General features: G+C 73.1%; 13 protein-coding genes. 5 read left to right on the top strand and 8 right to left on the bottom strand.

Translation table 11 applies throughout. The features are described 5' to 3' along the window. The first annotated feature begins 141 nt into the window (after window positions 1-141). Window positions 142-1,497 (top strand): PAS domain-containing protein, encoded by a 1,356-nt coding sequence (locus tag ACGF8B_RS19285; RefSeq protein WP_392739815.1) that lies wholly within the window; start codon window positions 142-144, stop codon window positions 1,495-1,497. A 123-nt stretch (window positions 1,498-1,620) separates the two neighbouring features. Here the strand turns inward: ACGF8B_RS19285 and ACGF8B_RS19290 are convergent, their stop codons facing one another. From ACGF8B_RS19290 to ACGF8B_RS19305, 4 genes are read right to left on the bottom strand one after another with little or no spacing between them, the layout of a single operon-like run. Next, window positions 1,621-2,850 carry an ABC transporter permease gene (locus ACGF8B_RS19290; RefSeq protein WP_392739817.1) on the bottom strand — a complete coding sequence of 410 codons (1,230 nt, stop codon included), beginning with the start codon at window positions 2,848-2,850 and terminating at the stop codon, window positions 1,621-1,623. Continuing rightward, window positions 2,847-3,629, bottom strand: coding sequence for an ABC transporter ATP-binding protein (locus tag ACGF8B_RS19295; protein ID WP_392739819.1), 783 nt, complete (start codon window positions 3,627-3,629; stop codon window positions 2,847-2,849). Before ACGF8B_RS19295 ends, ACGF8B_RS19290 begins: the two co-directional genes overlap by 4 nt. Then, entirely contained in the window at window positions 3,626-4,666 is a 1,041-nt protein-coding gene (locus ACGF8B_RS19300; protein ID WP_392739820.1) for a peptidoglycan-binding protein, read from the bottom strand. Before ACGF8B_RS19300 ends, ACGF8B_RS19295 begins: the two co-directional genes overlap by 4 nt. Window positions 4,667-4,680: 14 nt before the next feature. Next, entirely contained in the window at window positions 4,681-5,214 is a 534-nt protein-coding gene (locus ACGF8B_RS19305) for a hypothetical protein (RefSeq protein WP_392739822.1), read from the bottom strand. Between the two features lie 127 nt (window positions 5,215-5,341). Between ACGF8B_RS19305 and ACGF8B_RS19310 the strand changes: the two genes are divergently transcribed. Beyond that, the gene (locus ACGF8B_RS19310) at window positions 5,342-6,106 is read left to right on the top strand and encodes a response regulator transcription factor (RefSeq protein WP_392739824.1); all 765 of its coding nucleotides are present in this window, start codon (window positions 5,342-5,344) and stop codon (window positions 6,104-6,106) included. Continuing rightward, window positions 6,103-7,284 carry a sensor histidine kinase gene (locus tag ACGF8B_RS19315; RefSeq protein WP_392739826.1) on the top strand — a complete coding sequence of 394 codons (1,182 nt, stop codon included), beginning with the start codon at window positions 6,103-6,105 and terminating at the stop codon, window positions 7,282-7,284. The genes ACGF8B_RS19310 and ACGF8B_RS19315 overlap by 4 nt, the downstream gene beginning before the upstream one ends. Window positions 7,285-7,310: 26 nt before the next feature. On the opposite strand, the gene ACGF8B_RS19320 is transcribed toward ACGF8B_RS19315, so the two are convergent. Further along, complete coding sequence (locus tag ACGF8B_RS19320; RefSeq protein ID WP_392739828.1) at window positions 7,311-8,066, bottom strand: SIS domain-containing protein; 756 nt, start codon at window positions 8,064-8,066, stop codon at window positions 7,311-7,313. A gap of 217 nt (window positions 8,067-8,283) precedes the next feature. Here ACGF8B_RS19320 and ACGF8B_RS19325 point away from each other — a divergent pair, with 217 nt between their 5' ends. Continuing rightward, window positions 8,284-8,976, top strand: a complete 693-nt coding sequence (locus tag ACGF8B_RS19325; protein ID WP_365480281.1) for a metal-dependent transcriptional regulator — start codon at window positions 8,284-8,286, stop codon at window positions 8,974-8,976. An 821-nt stretch (window positions 8,977-9,797) separates the two neighbouring features. Next, window positions 9,798-10,691: an alpha/beta fold hydrolase gene (locus tag ACGF8B_RS19330; RefSeq protein WP_392740131.1), complete on the top strand. Its 894-nt coding sequence runs from the start codon at window positions 9,798-9,800 to the stop codon at window positions 10,689-10,691. 56 nt (window positions 10,692-10,747) lie between these two features. Here the strand turns inward: ACGF8B_RS19330 and ACGF8B_RS19335 are convergent, their stop codons facing one another. From ACGF8B_RS19335 to ACGF8B_RS19345, 3 genes are read right to left on the bottom strand one after another with little or no spacing between them, the layout of a single operon-like run. Beyond that, complete coding sequence (locus tag ACGF8B_RS19335) at window positions 10,748-12,391, bottom strand: transporter (protein ID WP_392739830.1); 1,644 nt, start codon at window positions 12,389-12,391, stop codon at window positions 10,748-10,750. After that, on the bottom strand, window positions 12,388-13,236 hold the full coding sequence (locus tag ACGF8B_RS19340) for an ABC transporter ATP-binding protein (RefSeq protein WP_392739831.1): 849 nt from the start codon (window positions 13,234-13,236) through the stop codon (window positions 12,388-12,390). The genes ACGF8B_RS19335 and ACGF8B_RS19340 overlap by 4 nt, the downstream gene beginning before the upstream one ends. A 59-nt stretch (window positions 13,237-13,295) precedes the next feature. Next, the gene (locus ACGF8B_RS19345; RefSeq protein ID WP_392740134.1) at window positions 13,296-13,949 is read right to left on the bottom strand and encodes a bifunctional DNA primase/polymerase; all 654 of its coding nucleotides are present in this window, start codon (window positions 13,947-13,949) and stop codon (window positions 13,296-13,298) included. Window positions 13,950-14,093 lie beyond the last annotated feature (144 nt).

The following is a 14,093-nucleotide window of genomic DNA, read 5'->3' on the forward strand; positions in this document are numbered from 1 at the left end:
GCAGCCTAGGAACACCTCTGGCACCGCACAAGCGAATTAATGCGGCGGTCGATTTCCGGGAAGTCGGTGTGGGTCGGGTCACCATCGAGTTCAATGGTCTGACGTGCGGAAATGCCGGATGCGTCCTGCGGGGGGTATGGGGTGAGTGCGTCCACAAGCAGTGGAACGGCCGAGGCGCTCGGGCCCGACGAGGGGCCGCAGGGCGGGGCCGGGGCCGTATTGCTCGCCGCGTTGCTCGACGGGATGGACGCCGCGCTCTGTGCCTTCGACGCGCACGGCACGGTCACCCACTGGAACCGCGAGGCCGAGCGGATTCTGGGCTGGTCCGCCGGGGAGGCCGTGGGGCGGGCCGGGTTCGCGGGGTGGGCGGTGCGGCGGGCGGACGCCGAGGAGGTGCAGGGGCGGCTGATGGCGGTCATGGGGGCGCCGGGGCGTCAGGTGCATGAGTTCGCGCTGCTGCGCAAGGACGGCGGGCGGGTGCTGGTGCGGACCCAGTCGGCCGGGGTGCGGGGCGCGGACGGCAGGCCGGCCGGGGTGTACTGCGCGTTCGGCGAGGTGCACGCGCAGATCGATCTGGAGCGGTCGATCGCGCTGAGCGAGGCGTTGTTCGAGGACGCGTCCTGGGGTGTGGTGCTGGTCGACGCGGATCTGCGGCCGACGGTCGTCAACGCCCATGCGGCGCGGGCGCTGGGCGGTGGCCGCAGGACGCTGCTGGGGCGCCCGCTGGGGGAGCTGATCGGGCAGGGCGTGGAGGATCTGGAGGGCGCGTTGCAGCATGTGCTCGCCGAGGGCGCACCACCGGCGCCCGCCGAGCTGTGGGTGACGCTGCGGACGGCGCAGGGGGAGCGGCGGCGGTGCTGGCGCAGCGGTTTTCTGCGGCTGGCCTCGCCGTTGGCCCAGGAGCCGGTTCCGCTGGGGGTGGGCTGGCTGTTCCAGGACGTGACGGAGCAGAAGCTGGCGGCGCAGGAGGCGGACCGGGTGCGGTTCCGGTCGAACCAGTTGCACCGGGCCTCGCGGGCGGCGTCCGAGTGCGAGGACCCGATGGAGGCGGCGACGTCGTATCTGGACTACGCGCTCGCCGGGTTCGCGGATCACGCGCTGGTCGATGTGGTGGCGGGGGAGCGGCTGGTGCGGGTGGCGGCGACGCCGTCGGGTGAGCCGGGGCCGTGTCTGCCGGTGGCCGGTGGTTCCATTCCGCTGCGGTACGCGGCGGGGCATCCGGCCCTCCAGGCGGTGGACCGTACGGGGTCGGTGCGGGCCAGCGCGGGTGCCGGGGCCGGGGCCGGGGCGTGGGCGGCCGAGCGGCAGTGGCCGGGCGACGCCGTGCACGCGCTGTGCGCGGTGCTGCGGAGCCGGGGGCGCACGCTGGGTGTGGTGACGTTTCTGCGGTCCGCCCACCGCGCCGCCTTCGAGCGCCCGGACGCGGCGTACGCGGAGAGCGTGGCGGTGCGGGTGGCGGCCGCGGTGGACCTGGCGCAGGTGACGAAGCGGCTGTAGGAGACGCGGTCCGGCCAGGGTGTGCCGGGCCCGGGTGTGCAGCCCGGCACCGCCCCCCCCCGGCCGGGGTTCGTGCCGGGCCCGGGTGTGGAGCCCGGCACCGACCCCGGCCGGGGTTCGTCCTCACGCCGCGTGCAGCGCCAGCGTCGGTGAGAGACGGGACGCCCGCACCGCGGGGTAGAGGCCCGCGATCGTGCCGATCACCAGCGTCGCGCCGAAGCCACCGCCGATCGCCCACGGCGGCACCACCCAGGGCAGTCCGCCGGAGTACGCGTACACCGCGGTCGCTGCCGCGCCGAGCGCCACGCCCGCCAGGCCGCCCAGGCCGGAGAGCATCATCGACTCCGTGACGAACTGGATGCGGATCTGGCCCCGGGTCGCGCCGAGCGAGCGGCGCAGCCCGATCTCGTACCGCCGCTCCAGTACCGAGATGATCATGGTGTTGGCGACTCCGACGCCGCCGACGAGCAGCGCGATGCCGCCCAGGCCCAGCAGCATGCTGCTGAACGCCCCCTCGGTCGCCGCCTTGGCCTGGAGCGCCGACGACGGGTCGGTGACCTTTACGTTCTGCGGGTTCTGCGGGTCGACCGTCGCCGCCATGACCTCGCGCACGTCCTGCACCGCCGCGTCGGCCGAGCGCTCGTACACCGACGTCGGGTGGCCCTTGAAGCCCAGCAGGCGCTTCGCACCCTCCCAGCCGAGCAGCGCGGAGCGTTCGATCTCCGGGGCGAGCGGCAGCGGGGCGAGGATGCCGACCACGGTGAAGTACCGGTTGCCGATCCATACCTGCCGGCCCGCGGCGGTGATGCCGAGACGCTCCGCGGAGACATGGCCGAGCACGACGGAGGGGTAGCGTCCGGTCGCGTTGTTGAGCCAGCGGCCGCTGTGGACCTCGCCGCGCAGCACCCGCAGCAGGTCGCCGGTGGTCGCCTTGACGACGATCCCGCCCGTGTCGTCCTTGTCGATCTTCTCGTTGCGGCGTGCGGTCGTGTCGAGGTCGGCGGTCGCGCCCACCTCCTCGACGCCCTTGATGCGGCCCACCATTCCGACGGCGTCCTCGGGCAGTTCGACGTCCTGCCCGGCGAACATCGAATCGCCGGGGGAGGCCACGAGCAGGTTGGTGCCCAGCTTGTCGAGTTCCCGGAGCAGCTGGGCCTGGCTGGAGGCGGAGATGCCCACAACAGAGATCATCGTCGCGATGCCGATGGCGATGCCCAGGGCGGAGAGCACGACCCGCATGGGCCGGCTGCGCAGTCCCGCCGAGCCGACGTGCAGCACGTCCCGGGGGCCGAGCCGGGCCGCTTCGAGCCGCCCCCGGCCGTCGGCGCCGCGGCCCGCGCGCCGCGCCCTCACTGGTCCGCTCCCGTCGTGGCGGGGGAGCGGCCGTTTCCGGAGGTGTCGCGTACAGCTGTGGACGGATCGCGCATGCCCGGGGACCGATCGCGTGCGTCCGCGGACGGGTTGCGTACGTCCGCGACCACCTGGCCGTCCCGGATGCGCACTTCGCGCGGCAGGTCCCGGGCGATCTCGGTGTCGTGCGTGATGACCGCGATGGTGGCGCCCTCCCGGTTGAGGTCGCGCAGCAGCTTCATCACCGTTTCCCCGGACGACGAGTCGAGCGCCCCGGTCGGTTCGTCGGCCAGCAGCAGCGCGGGTTGCCCCACGACGGCCCGCGCGATGGCGACCCGCTGCTTCTGTCCGCCGGAGAGCTGGTGCGGCTTGTGGTCGAGGCGGTCGGCGAGCCCGACCCGCTCCAGCGCGGCGGCGGCCTTGCGGCGGCGTGCGGTACGGGAGAGGCCCGAGTACAGCAGGCCCTCCGCGACGTTGTCGCGGGCGCTGACGCCCGGCACCAGGTGGAACGCCTGGAAGACGAAGCCGACGTGCTGGGCACGCAGCGCGGAGAGCCTGCGGTCGGAGAGCGCCGCCACGTCGTGCCCCGCGATGTGGACCGACCCGGCGGTGGGGCGGTCCAGGGTGCCGATGATGTGCAGGAGCGTGGACTTGCCGGAGCCGGACGGGCCGACGATGCCGAGGAGTTCGCCCTCCTCGACGGTGAGGTCCACCCCGCGCAGGGCGGCGACCGGGCCCGGGTACTCCTTGGTGACGCCCCTGAGGCCGACGACCGTGTTCATATCTTCGGCACCCCGATCTTCATGCCCTCGCGCAGCCCGCCGCCGGACACCTCGACCCGGCCCTCGGCGAACATGCCGAGCTCGACCTTCACGTCGCGGACCGTGCCGTCCTGGACGACCTGGAGGCCGAAGCCGCCGCCGGGCAGCGCGAGCAGCGCGTTCACCGGGACGCTGAGGACGTCCTTGTGCACTTCGCCGGTCAGGTTCACCGTGACCGGCGCCTGGTCGAAGCCGCCGACCTGGTCCGGCTTGTCGAAGGAGACGGTCAGGGTGACCTTGGGGCTGTTGTCCTGCGGGTCCTTGCCGGGCTTCGCCGTCCGGCCGACCGAGGAGACCGACCCGGCCGCGCTGCTGCCGTCCGGCAGATCGACGGTGACCTTGGTGCCCGCCTTGGCGAGCTGGGTCTCGGCGACGTCGAGCTCGAATGTCACGATGCGCTCGGAGCCGGTCGTGGTGAGGACCGGAGCGCCGGGCTGGGCCAGTTCACCGACGGCTGTCTCGACGCTCTTGATCCGGACCTCCGCCGGGGAGAAGGCGATGTCCTGCGGCCCCACCGTTCCGGTCCGCTCGCTGTCGTGGGACTTCTGCCAGCGCTTGACGGCGGCCGCGGTCAGCTCGGTGTACTCGTCGTCCGGGGTGAAGCCGGTGTAGCCGAGCTCCGCGAGGTTGCGCTCCAGCTGCTCCACGTCCCGGCCCCGGTCGCCCGGCTTCAGAGTCCGGTACATCGGCCCCGAGCCGTACATCAGCCACACCGCCCGGCCGTCGACCTCGTACAGCCGCTCGTTCCGCTTGACGGTCGAGCCGGTGCGCGGGGTCCAGGTCGTGGTGCCCGCCGCGCCCGCGTTGACCTTGCGCTGCTTGTCGTAGCCGAGCGTGCCGTCCGCCTGGGCGCTGTCGCGCAGGTCGCCGCGCTGGATCGAGGCGGTGGCCGGGGGCAGCCCGGCGTTCCCCGGGCCACCCGTCTCCCCGGCGGAGCCGAACCGGGTGAGAGCCAGTGACCCGGCCGCCACGGCGAGTACCGCCGCGGCGGCCACCATGACGCGCCCGCGCCTCACCGCCCGGCGCTTTCGCACGCCGCGTTGGCCTTCTCGAACTTCTTCATGTCCTTCTGCTGCATCGCGGGCGCCTGCGCCATCCCGCCCTCGAACTTCGGGTCGGGCATGTCGATGCCGTTCTTGCGCATGCACCGGGCGAAGGCGAGCATCTTGTCCTTCTGGGCCTGGCTGAGCTCCTTGGCCCCGCCGCCGACCGCCTTGTCCTGGCAGGCCTTGAACGCCTTCTCCATCTCTGCCTTGCTCTTGCCGTCGTTGCCGATGGTTATTCCGCGGCCGTCCTCGCCCGGCTTCGGCTCCGCGACGTCCAGGCCGTGCTCCCGCAGGCACTTGCGGTGCTCCAGGGCCTGGTCCTCGTTCGTCTTCTTGGTGCCCGAAGCGGATCCCGCGCTCTTGGTTTTGCTTCCGCTTCCGCCGCCGTCGCCCGAGCAGGCGGTGGCCGACAGGACGACGGCGGCGGCGATCAGACAGGCGGCGACGACGCCGCGGCTCTGTGTGCGGGAGGTGGTCCGGTGGGAAGTGACCGGGTTCATGCAGACTCCTCGTCCGTTGCTGGCAGGCCGGATACGTACGGCTTGAGCGTGTGTGAGGAGGCGGTTTCGTTTCTCTCAGCCCGGATGCTTACACCGACGAAACATCGCTTTGGGTTAAACAGAACTCATGCGCGTGCTGGTGGTGGAGGACGAGGAATTCCTGGCAGGGATGATTGCCGAGGGGCTGCGCCGCGACGCCGTCGCGGTGGACATCGCCCCCGACGGCCGGGCGGCGCTGGACCGGCTTCGGTTCGGCGCGTACGACGTGATGATCCTCGACCGCGATCTGCCGGGGCTGCACGGCGACGAGGTGTGCCGGCGGGTCGTCGGCATGCGCCTGCTGACCCGGATCCTGATGCTCACCGCGTCCGGGACGGTACGGGACCGGGTGGCCGGCCTCGGGCTCGGCGCCGACGACTACCTGACCAAGCCGTTCGCGTACGACGAACTCCTCGCCCGGGTCCTGGCGCTCGGCCGCCGTGCCCGCCCCGCTCTCCCGCCGGTCCTGGAGCGGGCCGGGCTGACGCTCGACACCGCACGCCGCCAGGTCTGCCGCGACGGCCGCTACCTCTCGCTCTCCCGCAAGGAGTTCGCCGTGCTGGAGACCCTGCTGCGGGCCGAGGGCGCGGTCGTCAGCGGCGACGACCTGATCGAGGAGGTGTGGGAGGAGGACACCAGCTATCGCACCAACGCGGTCCGGGTCACCCTGTCCAAGCTCCGCGCCAAACTGGGCGCGCCCCCGGTGATCGAGACGGTCCCCGGGGCCGGCTACCGCGTCGGGGACGGCCTCGCGGACGGGCCGGGGCACCACGGCCCCCCGACCGGACGGGTGAACGGGCCGGCGGACCGGCCGGACGGCGGCTCCGCGGACCGGCCGGGGGAGAGCCGGTGAGGAGCGAGCGCGCCCGGCTCACCGCGCTGTACGGCGGACTGCTGGTGCTGGCCGGTGCCCTGCTGATGGGGCTGGTCTACCTGCTGGTCAGCGAGCGCCTCTATGCCAGTGTGCTGACCGCGGTGGCCCCGGCGGTCCCCGACGGGGCCACCCCCGCCATTCGGTCGGGCGTGGCCTCCACGCCCGAGCTGCCGTCGTCGGACTGGGCGCGGACCGTGGTCATGGAACCCGGGCAGTACGCGGTGGCGAAGAGGGTCACCACGGCGGCCGGGGACGCCGCGCTCAACCAGCTGCTGACGGTCTCCGGGGTCTCCCTCGCCGCCTACTCGGTGCTCTCCGTCGCGCTCGCCTGGTGGATGGCGGGGCGGGTGCTGCGGCCGGTCGGCGTCATCACCGCCCGCGCCCGCCGGCTCTCCGGCAGCAACCTGCACGAACGCCTCGCGCTGAAGGCCCCGCCCGGCGAGCTCAAGGAACTGGCCGACACCTTCGACGGGATGCTCGACCGGATCGAGGCGCTGGTCGCCGCCCGCCAGCGGTTCGCCGCCAACGCCGCCCATGAGCTGCGCACCCCGCTCGCCGTGCAGCGGGCCGCAGCCGAGATCGGCCTCGCCGACGACCCGCCGCCCGAGAAGGTCGCCTGGATCCGGGACAAACTCATCGACACCGCCGCCGACAGCGAGCAGCTCATCGAGGGACTGCTGCTCCTCGCGGTCTGTGACGAGGGCCTGCGGCGGCGCGAACGGGTCGAACTGGGCGCGATCGCGGCCACGGTGACCGAGGCGCTGGAGCCGGAGGCGAAGAATCGTTCCATCACCGTCGAGGCGGAGGCCCGGCCACTGCCGGCCGAGGGCGACCCGGTCCTGCTGGGCCATCTCGTGCACAACCTGGTCGCCAACGCGCTGCGCCACAACCACCCCGGCGGGACGGTACGGATCCGGGTGGGACCGGGCGGTCTGGAGGTCGCCAACACCGGGCCGGTGGTGGAAGCGGCGACCGTGCCGCTGCTGTTCGAGCCGTTCCGCCGGGCGCAGGACCGCCGCCACGCTCCCGGTGAGGGAGCCGGCCTGGGGCTCTCCATCGTGGCGTCGATCGCGAGGGCACACGGCGGCGAGGCGAGTGCGACGGCGCACCCGGGCGGCGGCCTGACGGTCCGGGTCGTGCTGCCGGCGTGCCCGTAGCGGGGCGGCCGGCGGCCCGGGCGCGATCAGCGGCGGTAGAAGATCCGGTCCCGGTACTCCGTCATGACGCGGCCGTTCCACTCGTGGCCGCCGTCGACGTTGCCCGAGCGCAGCAGCGGCGGCTCGATGCCCCGGGCGACCAGCTGTTCCGCGGCGGCGGCCATCATGGCCTGCATCAGCGCGCTGGTGACGACCGTCGACGCGGGGGCGAACGGCGCCTCGATCCCGTCGAGGGTCAGCTCGGCGTCGCCGATGGCGATCTTGCTGTCGAGCACGATGTCGCAGTGGTCCCGCAGGAAGCCGCCCGAGGTGTGCCGGGAGCGGGTGCCGTCCGCGTACGCCACCGAGGTCACGCCGATGACCTTCAGGCCGAGGGCCCGGGCGTTCAGCGCCATCTCCACCGGGAGCGCGTTGCGGCCGGAGAGCGAGATGATCACGAGGACGTCGCCGGTGGCAGCGGGGCTGGAGTCGAGCACGGCGCCCGCCAGTCCGTCGACCCGCTCCAGCGCTGAGCCGAGCGTCGCGGGCATGACGTCGACGCCGACCGTTCCGGGGACGGCCATCAGGTTCATCAGGGCGAGGCCGCCGGCCCGGTAGACGACGTCCTGCGCGGCGAGCGAGGAGTGTCCGGCGCCGAAGGCGAAGAGCCTGCCGCCCGCCTCCACGGTGTCGGCGATCGCGGCACCGGCGGCCGCGATGTTGCCGGACTCCTCGTCGCGGACCCGCTCCAGCAGGCCGATCGCTGCGTCGAAGAACTGACCGGCCAGCTTGCTGTCGCTCATCGAGGAGGCCCTTTCCGGCGGGAAGAAGTGTTCATGGGTGTCCGTGCCGCGGATCACGTTGCGGTCTGGACCAGTGACATGTCAATACCGCCTGCCGGGCTCCGGCGTCCGGCGTTCGACCGGCCCGGCACGGTTGTCGGCGGTATGCGTCAGAATTGGGGGAGGGCCAGCGCACAGCGCTTACGACGTTTTCCTGTCACAGCATCGAGGGGCACGAATGTCCGGACTGATCGACACCACGGAGATGTATCTCCGCACCATCCTCGAACTCGAAGAGGAAGGCGTGGTCCCCATGCGCGCCCGGATCGCGGAACGGCTGGACCAGAGCGGTCCGACGGTCAGCCAGACGGTGGCGCGGATGGAGCGTGACGGCTTGGTGCGGGTCGCGGGCGACCGGCACCTGGAGCTGACCGACGAGGGGCGCCGCCTGGCGACGCGGGTGATGCGCAAGCACCGGCTCGCCGAGTGCCTGCTGGTCGATGTGATCGGCCTGGAGTGGGAGCAGGTCCACGCCGAGGCGTGCCGCTGGGAGCATGTGATGAGCGAGGCGGTGGAGCGGCGGGTGCTGGAGCTGCTGCGTCACCCGACGGAGTCGCCGTACGGGAATCCGATTCCGGGCCTGGAGGAGCTGGGCGAGAAGGCCGAGGCCGACCCGTTCCTGGACGAGGGCATGGTGAGCCTGGCGGAGCTCGACCCGGGGGCGGACGGCAAGACGGTGGTCGTGCGCCGGATCGGTGAGCCGATCCAGACGGACGCCCAGCTGATGTACACGCTGCGGCGTGCGGGTGTGCAGCCCGGTTCCGTGGTCAGCGTGACGCAGTCGCCCGGCGGTGTGCTGGTGGGCAGCAGCGGTGAGGCGGCGGAGCTGGACACCGAGGTCGCCTCGCACGTGTTCGTCGCCAAGCGCTGAGTGCCCGGCCGCTGAATGGCCGGTCGCTGAATGCCCGGTCGGCGACTGTCCCGCCGCCGGGACCGGCAGCCGGCCGGGCTCCCCGGGCGGATGCCGGGGAGGGGCGCCGGCCGGGGGCGCGGCGGGGCCGGTGTTCTCCGCCCGGATTCGCGCCGCCGGGGCGCTGCTCGGCCGGATGTCGTTGCCGGGGCACCGCCGGAGCGTTGAAGCGGGGGCGTCCGCTCAGCGATTTTCCGTCCGGAAGTGCAGCGCCCGGACGGATCGCGTGCCAGGCTGTGGCTGAGGCATACCTGAGAGTGTCGGCCAACTGGTCGCGCGGTCGGGGAGGGAGCAGGTGCATGCGCCCGTCGTTTTCGCGTGTCCGGCATGTCGGGCACGCGCACCGGAAGGTGGCTGCCGCGGTGCCGGCCGCCCGCGCATCGCGTGCCCGTGAATCGAACATTCTTGCTGCATCGCACACCGCCGCCCGGGGGACCGGTGCCGGCGCCCGCCGATGCGCATCGCCGCCGACGGCTCCCCGGAAGACGGAGGGCCCCGGCGCCTCGCGGCGCCGGGGCCTGTCCTCCCCTGCTCCGACCTGGAGCCCCGAGCTCTCAAGGTCGGTCCCCACGGGCCCTCATCCCCGAGTGGCCCGCCTCCCGGAGAAGGTCTCCCCGTCGCCGCCCCGGTCAATCCTTGGGGCCGGTCACTCGAACGAGCGGTGTTGGGTGGCAGAACCCGGTTTTCGAATACAAGTTCGATAGTCTGGCGTGACGCGACCACGCGGTGATCGAGGCTGTGATCAAGCGGTGATCGAGGACCAGAAGGGGGTGCCAGGACATATGGTGCGGCGCATCGATGTGACCGGGACCGACGGCTTACGCCTCGCGGCCTGGGAGTTCGCCGACCCGCCCAAGGGGCGCACGGAGGGCGAGCGCGCCCCCGGGGTCTTATTGCTCCACGGCCTGATGGGCCGGGCCGCGCACTGGGCCCCGACCGCCCGCTGGCTCGCGGAGCGGCACCGGGCCGTCGGCCTCGACCAGCGAGGGCACGGCCGCAGCGACAAGCCGGCCGAAGGCCCGTACACCCGTGACGCGTACGTCGCCGACGCCGAGGCCGCGATCGAGCAGCTCGGCCTCGCCCCCGTCACCCTCGTCGGGCATTCCATGGGGGCGCTGACGGCCTGGCAGCTCGCCGCGAAGCGCCCCGATCTGGTGCGGGCGCTGGTCATCTGCGACATGCGGGCCTCCGCGCTCGGCGCGGCCTCGCAGCGCGAGTGGGAGGACTGGTTCAAGTCCTGGCCGGTGCCGTTCGCGACGCTCTCCGACGTACGGAAGTGGTTCGGCGAGGACGACCCCTGGGTGGAGCGGCCCAACCCGGCCCGCGGCGAGTTCTTCGCCGAGGTGATGGCCGAGCGGGCCGATGGCTGGCGCCCCGTCTTCTCCCGCCGCCAGATGCTCCGCTCCCGCGCGACCTGGGTGTTCGACGCGCACTGGGAGGAGCTGGCGCAGGTCCGCTGCCCGACCCTGGTGCTCCGGGGGCTCGACGGCGAGCTGGGCCGGGCGGAGGCCCAGGAGATGGTCCGGGTGCTGCCGCGCGGGCAGTACGCGGAAGTGGCCGACGCCGGCCATCTCGTCCACTACGACCAGCCCGAGGGCTGGCGCGCCGCGGTCGAACCCTTCCTGGAGCAGTTCGCCGAGGACCCCCAGGCGGAGCGCGAACCCGTCCCGTCCTGACCGGGTGGTGCGACGGAGCGGCGCGGCCGGCCCCGCGGGGCCGGCCGCGGCCGTCCTCAGCCCTTGCTGACCGCCGCCAGGATCTCCGGGAGCCGGTCCGCCGTGCGCGGGGCGGCCACCCGCAGCCCCGCCCAGGAGATCAGCGCCCCGTACACCGCCCCCACCGGCAGCAGCAGCCACAGCCACTGCTCGTGGTCCGCGACGTGCAGCCAGATCGTCGCCGCGATCGCCGGCGCGCAGAGCAGCCCCGCAGAGACCATGCCGCCGAAGATGGAGATCCAGGCGAGCCCGGCCTGCCCCGGCGCCACGTTCTTGAACGCCCCGTCCTGCGGGATCGAGTACGGGAAGTTCGCCGACGCCACCGCGCCCGTCGCCAGCATCCCGCCCAGCAGCGCGAACGACAGCCCCATGACCTCCGGCAGCGCGGCCCAGTCGTCGAGCACCGCGGCCGTCACCACCGTCACCACGATCGTGTAGGGCAGCGTGATCAGCAGCAGTGCCAGTGCCCGCGCCCGCAGTTCCAGATAGGCGTCACGGGTGGAGGAGATCGTCAGCGCCACCATCCAGAACGCCGAGGTGTCCTGTCCGAACTGGTTGTACATCTGGATGCCGAGCATCCAGGCGGCGAAACAGGCGAAGTAGACCGAGCCGGTGCCCTGGAGCGCGTTGAGGATCGGCACGATCAGCCCGATCGCCAGCGCCGTCGTCCAGGCGGCCTTGGTCTTCGGGTCGCGCGCGATGTACCGCAGGCTGCGCTCCATCACCGTCCCGGTACGCCCCTGCGGCAGCAGCGAGGCGAGCCCGGAGCCGCCCTTGCCGGCCTTCTCGCGGCCCGGCCCGGCGGCCGCCAGGGTCGAGCCGTCCGGGGTCGTCATCAGCTTCACCAGGCTCCGCTGCCACAGCCACAGCAGCGCGACCAGCGCCGCGACGGAGAGCAGCAGCTGTGCGAGGGCCGGTCCGTACGAGCCCCGCGACGCCGAGTCCACCGCCCCGATCGCCGAGGCGGGCGGCAGCCAGCGCACCACGTCCGCGACCGGGTCGAGCGCGGACAGCCCGCCCGCCCGGCCGAGCCGCTGGGCGCCGAAGTTGACGACCTGGAAGCCCACCGCGATCACCAGCCCGCTGAGCACCGCGAGATCGCGGCCCTTGCGGGACGTCAGCAGCCGGGTGTTGGCCGTGGCCACCGCCCGCGCCAGCGCCACGCACACCAGCAGCGCGAGCGGCGCGGCCACCACGGCGAACACCGCGCCGGCCGCCCCGCGCGCCACCGCGAACACCGATCCGGCCGTCAGGCAGAGCGTGAACAGCGGACCGATCCCGACCAGTGAGGACGCCAGCAGCGCCGAGATCAGCGGGCGCGGCCGCAGCGGCAGCATCACCAGCCGGCTCGGGTCCAGAGTCTCGTCACCGCTGGGGAAGAACAGCGGCATCACGGCCCAGCCGACCGCCAGCACCGCCGCCAGCAGCACCACGAGGGAGCCGGTGTGGGCGTTCCCGCGCAGCGCGATCAGCCCGATCAGCTGGCCCGCGGCGAACAGCAGGGTGACGACGACGGAGGCGATGTACGCGGCCCGCCGGCCGGCCGACTGCCGCAGCCCGTTGCGCAGCAGGGTCAGCTTCAGCCGTACGAAGACCGGGACGAGCTTCTCGTTCGCGGCCCGTCCGGGGGCGGCGCCCGCGGGGGCATCGAGCACGCTCATCGCTTGCCGCCCAGCCAGTCGAGGGAGCCGTCGGTGGCGCGGGATCCGGCGCCGACGAGTTCGAGGAAGGCGGTCTGCAGCGAGGGCGCCTCGCCGCGCACCTGGGCCAGGGTGCCCTGCGCCCGGATCCTGCCCGCCGCCATGACGGCCACCCAGTCGCAGAGGGACTCCACGAGCTCCATCACATGGCTGGAGAAGACGACGGTCGCCCCCGAGCGGGTGTACCGCTCCAGGACCTCGCGGATGGTCTGCGCCGAAACCGGGTCGACGCCCTCGAACGGCTCGTCCAGGAACAGCACTTCGGGGTTGTGCAGCAGCGCGGCCGCGAGCCCGATCTTCTTCCGCATGCCGGTCGAGTAGTCGACGACCAGTTTGTGCTGGGCGCCCGCAAGATCGAGCACGTCCAGGAGCTGGGTGGCCCGCTTGTCCACCTCGGCGCCGGGCAGCCCGCGCAATCTGCCGGTGTACGCGAGGAGTTCGCGCCCCGAGAGCCGTTCGAAGAGCCGCAGCCCCTCCGGCAGCACACCGATCCTGGACTTCACCTCGACCGGGTCGCGCCACACGTCGTGGCCCGCCACCTCGACCTTGCCCTGGTCGGGCCGGAGCAGTCCGGTGACCATCGACAACGTGGTGGTCTTGCCCGCCCCGTTGGGCCCGACCAGACCGATGAACCTGCCCGCGGGCAGCTCCAGATCGATCCCGGCCACCGCGGTCTGTTCCCCGAACCGCTTCCACAGCCCCTGTACGCGAACGGCGGGCGCCGCCCCACCGGATTCGCCCGCCGCGTCCGCTCCGTCCGCTCCGTCCGCCCGTACCGCTCTGTCGGTCTCTGCGCGGTCACGCATGATTCCTCTGCCTTTCGGTGGCCCCGTGTTCCGGGACCAGCCTACGAAAGGGTGTTCCGTCAGAGGCGGGTCCGCGCGTCGGCCGCTTCCCTGGCGCAGGCGTAGGCGAGCGGGCTGATGAGCTCCTGCGCGTCCGGCAGCCAGCGGTTGGCGGGGGTGGGGCGGCGTGCCCACTGCACCGCGCCGCGACCGCCGACCCGGGTCGGCGGGCCCGTGACGTAGTGCCCCTCGCCCCGGGCGACCAGATCGATGGCGGCGGCCTGCCAGCCCAGCTTCCTCACGAGGTCGTCCGACCTGGCCGCCGCGCCCGGCAGCACGAAGAAGAACATCCGCCGGTCGGGGCTACAGGTGACAGGGCCCAGCGGCAGGTCCATCCGCTCCATCCGGGCCAGCGCCAGGAAGCCGGCGGACTCCGGTACTTCGATCGCGTCGAAGCTGCGGCCGGTGGGCAGCAGGATCGACGCCTTCGGGTGCCTGGACCACATCCGGCGGGCCGCGGCCCCGCTCCCGGTCGCCTGGCCCGCCCAGTCGGGGCCGGTGGGATGGGCGCCGGGGGCGGCGCAGCCGGCAGCGCCGCAGGAGCACCGCTCGGTACCCTCCGCCGCCTCCAGCCAGGTGCCCGGGCACACGTCCCAGTGCCGCTCCTCCGCGTACCGCACCGCCGCGTCGAGCAGTTGCTCGCCCCGCTGCTGGGGGACCTTCGCGGCTTCCATGACTCCGACGGGCTCTTCGACTGCGATGGGCTCTTCCACGCTCAGCACAACTACGGCCAAGACTTGGGGTTACGGGCGTGACGGGTGCGGTCCCGGCGTATCGATCCGGCACACGGGGCGCATGGATGCATGGGCGGGGGCGCG

The sequence above is a fragment of the Streptomyces sp. NPDC047917 genome (assembly GCF_043204345.1).
In the GTDB taxonomy this organism is placed as follows: Bacteria; Actinomycetota; Actinomycetes; order Streptomycetales; family Streptomycetaceae; genus Streptomyces; species Streptomyces sanglieri.

Bases quoted from the DNA above. Each gene is read 5' to 3' on its own strand.
- ACGF8B_RS19330 (WP_392740131.1), top strand. From the start codon at position 9,798: ATGGTGCGGCGCATCGATGTGACCGGGACCGACGGCTTACGCCTCGCG.
- ACGF8B_RS19310 (WP_392739824.1), top strand. From the start codon at position 5,342: ATGCGCGTGCTGGTGGTGGAGGACGAGGAATTCCTGGCAGGGATGATT.
- ACGF8B_RS19300 (WP_392739820.1), bottom strand. From the start codon at position 4,666: ATGGTGGCCGCCGCGGCGGTACTCGCCGTGGCGGCCGGGTCACTGGCT.
- ACGF8B_RS19335 (WP_392739830.1), bottom strand. From the start codon at position 12,391: ATGAGCGTGCTCGATGCCCCCGCGGGCGCCGCCCCCGGACGGGCCGCG.
- ACGF8B_RS19340 (WP_392739831.1), bottom strand. From the start codon at position 13,236: ATGCGTGACCGCGCAGAGACCGACAGAGCGGTACGGGCGGACGGAGCG.
- ACGF8B_RS19320 (WP_392739828.1), bottom strand. From the start codon at position 8,066: ATGAGCGACAGCAAGCTGGCCGGTCAGTTCTTCGACGCAGCGATCGGC.
- ACGF8B_RS19305 (WP_392739822.1), bottom strand. From the start codon at position 5,214: ATGAACCCGGTCACTTCCCACCGGACCACCTCCCGCACACAGAGCCGC.
- ACGF8B_RS19325 (WP_365480281.1), top strand. From the start codon at position 8,284: ATGTCCGGACTGATCGACACCACGGAGATGTATCTCCGCACCATCCTC.
- ACGF8B_RS19345 (WP_392740134.1), bottom strand. From the start codon at position 13,949: ATGGAAGCCGCGAAGGTCCCCCAGCAGCGGGGCGAGCAACTGCTCGAC.
- ACGF8B_RS19295 (WP_392739819.1), bottom strand. From the start codon at position 3,629: ATGAACACGGTCGTCGGCCTCAGGGGCGTCACCAAGGAGTACCCGGGC.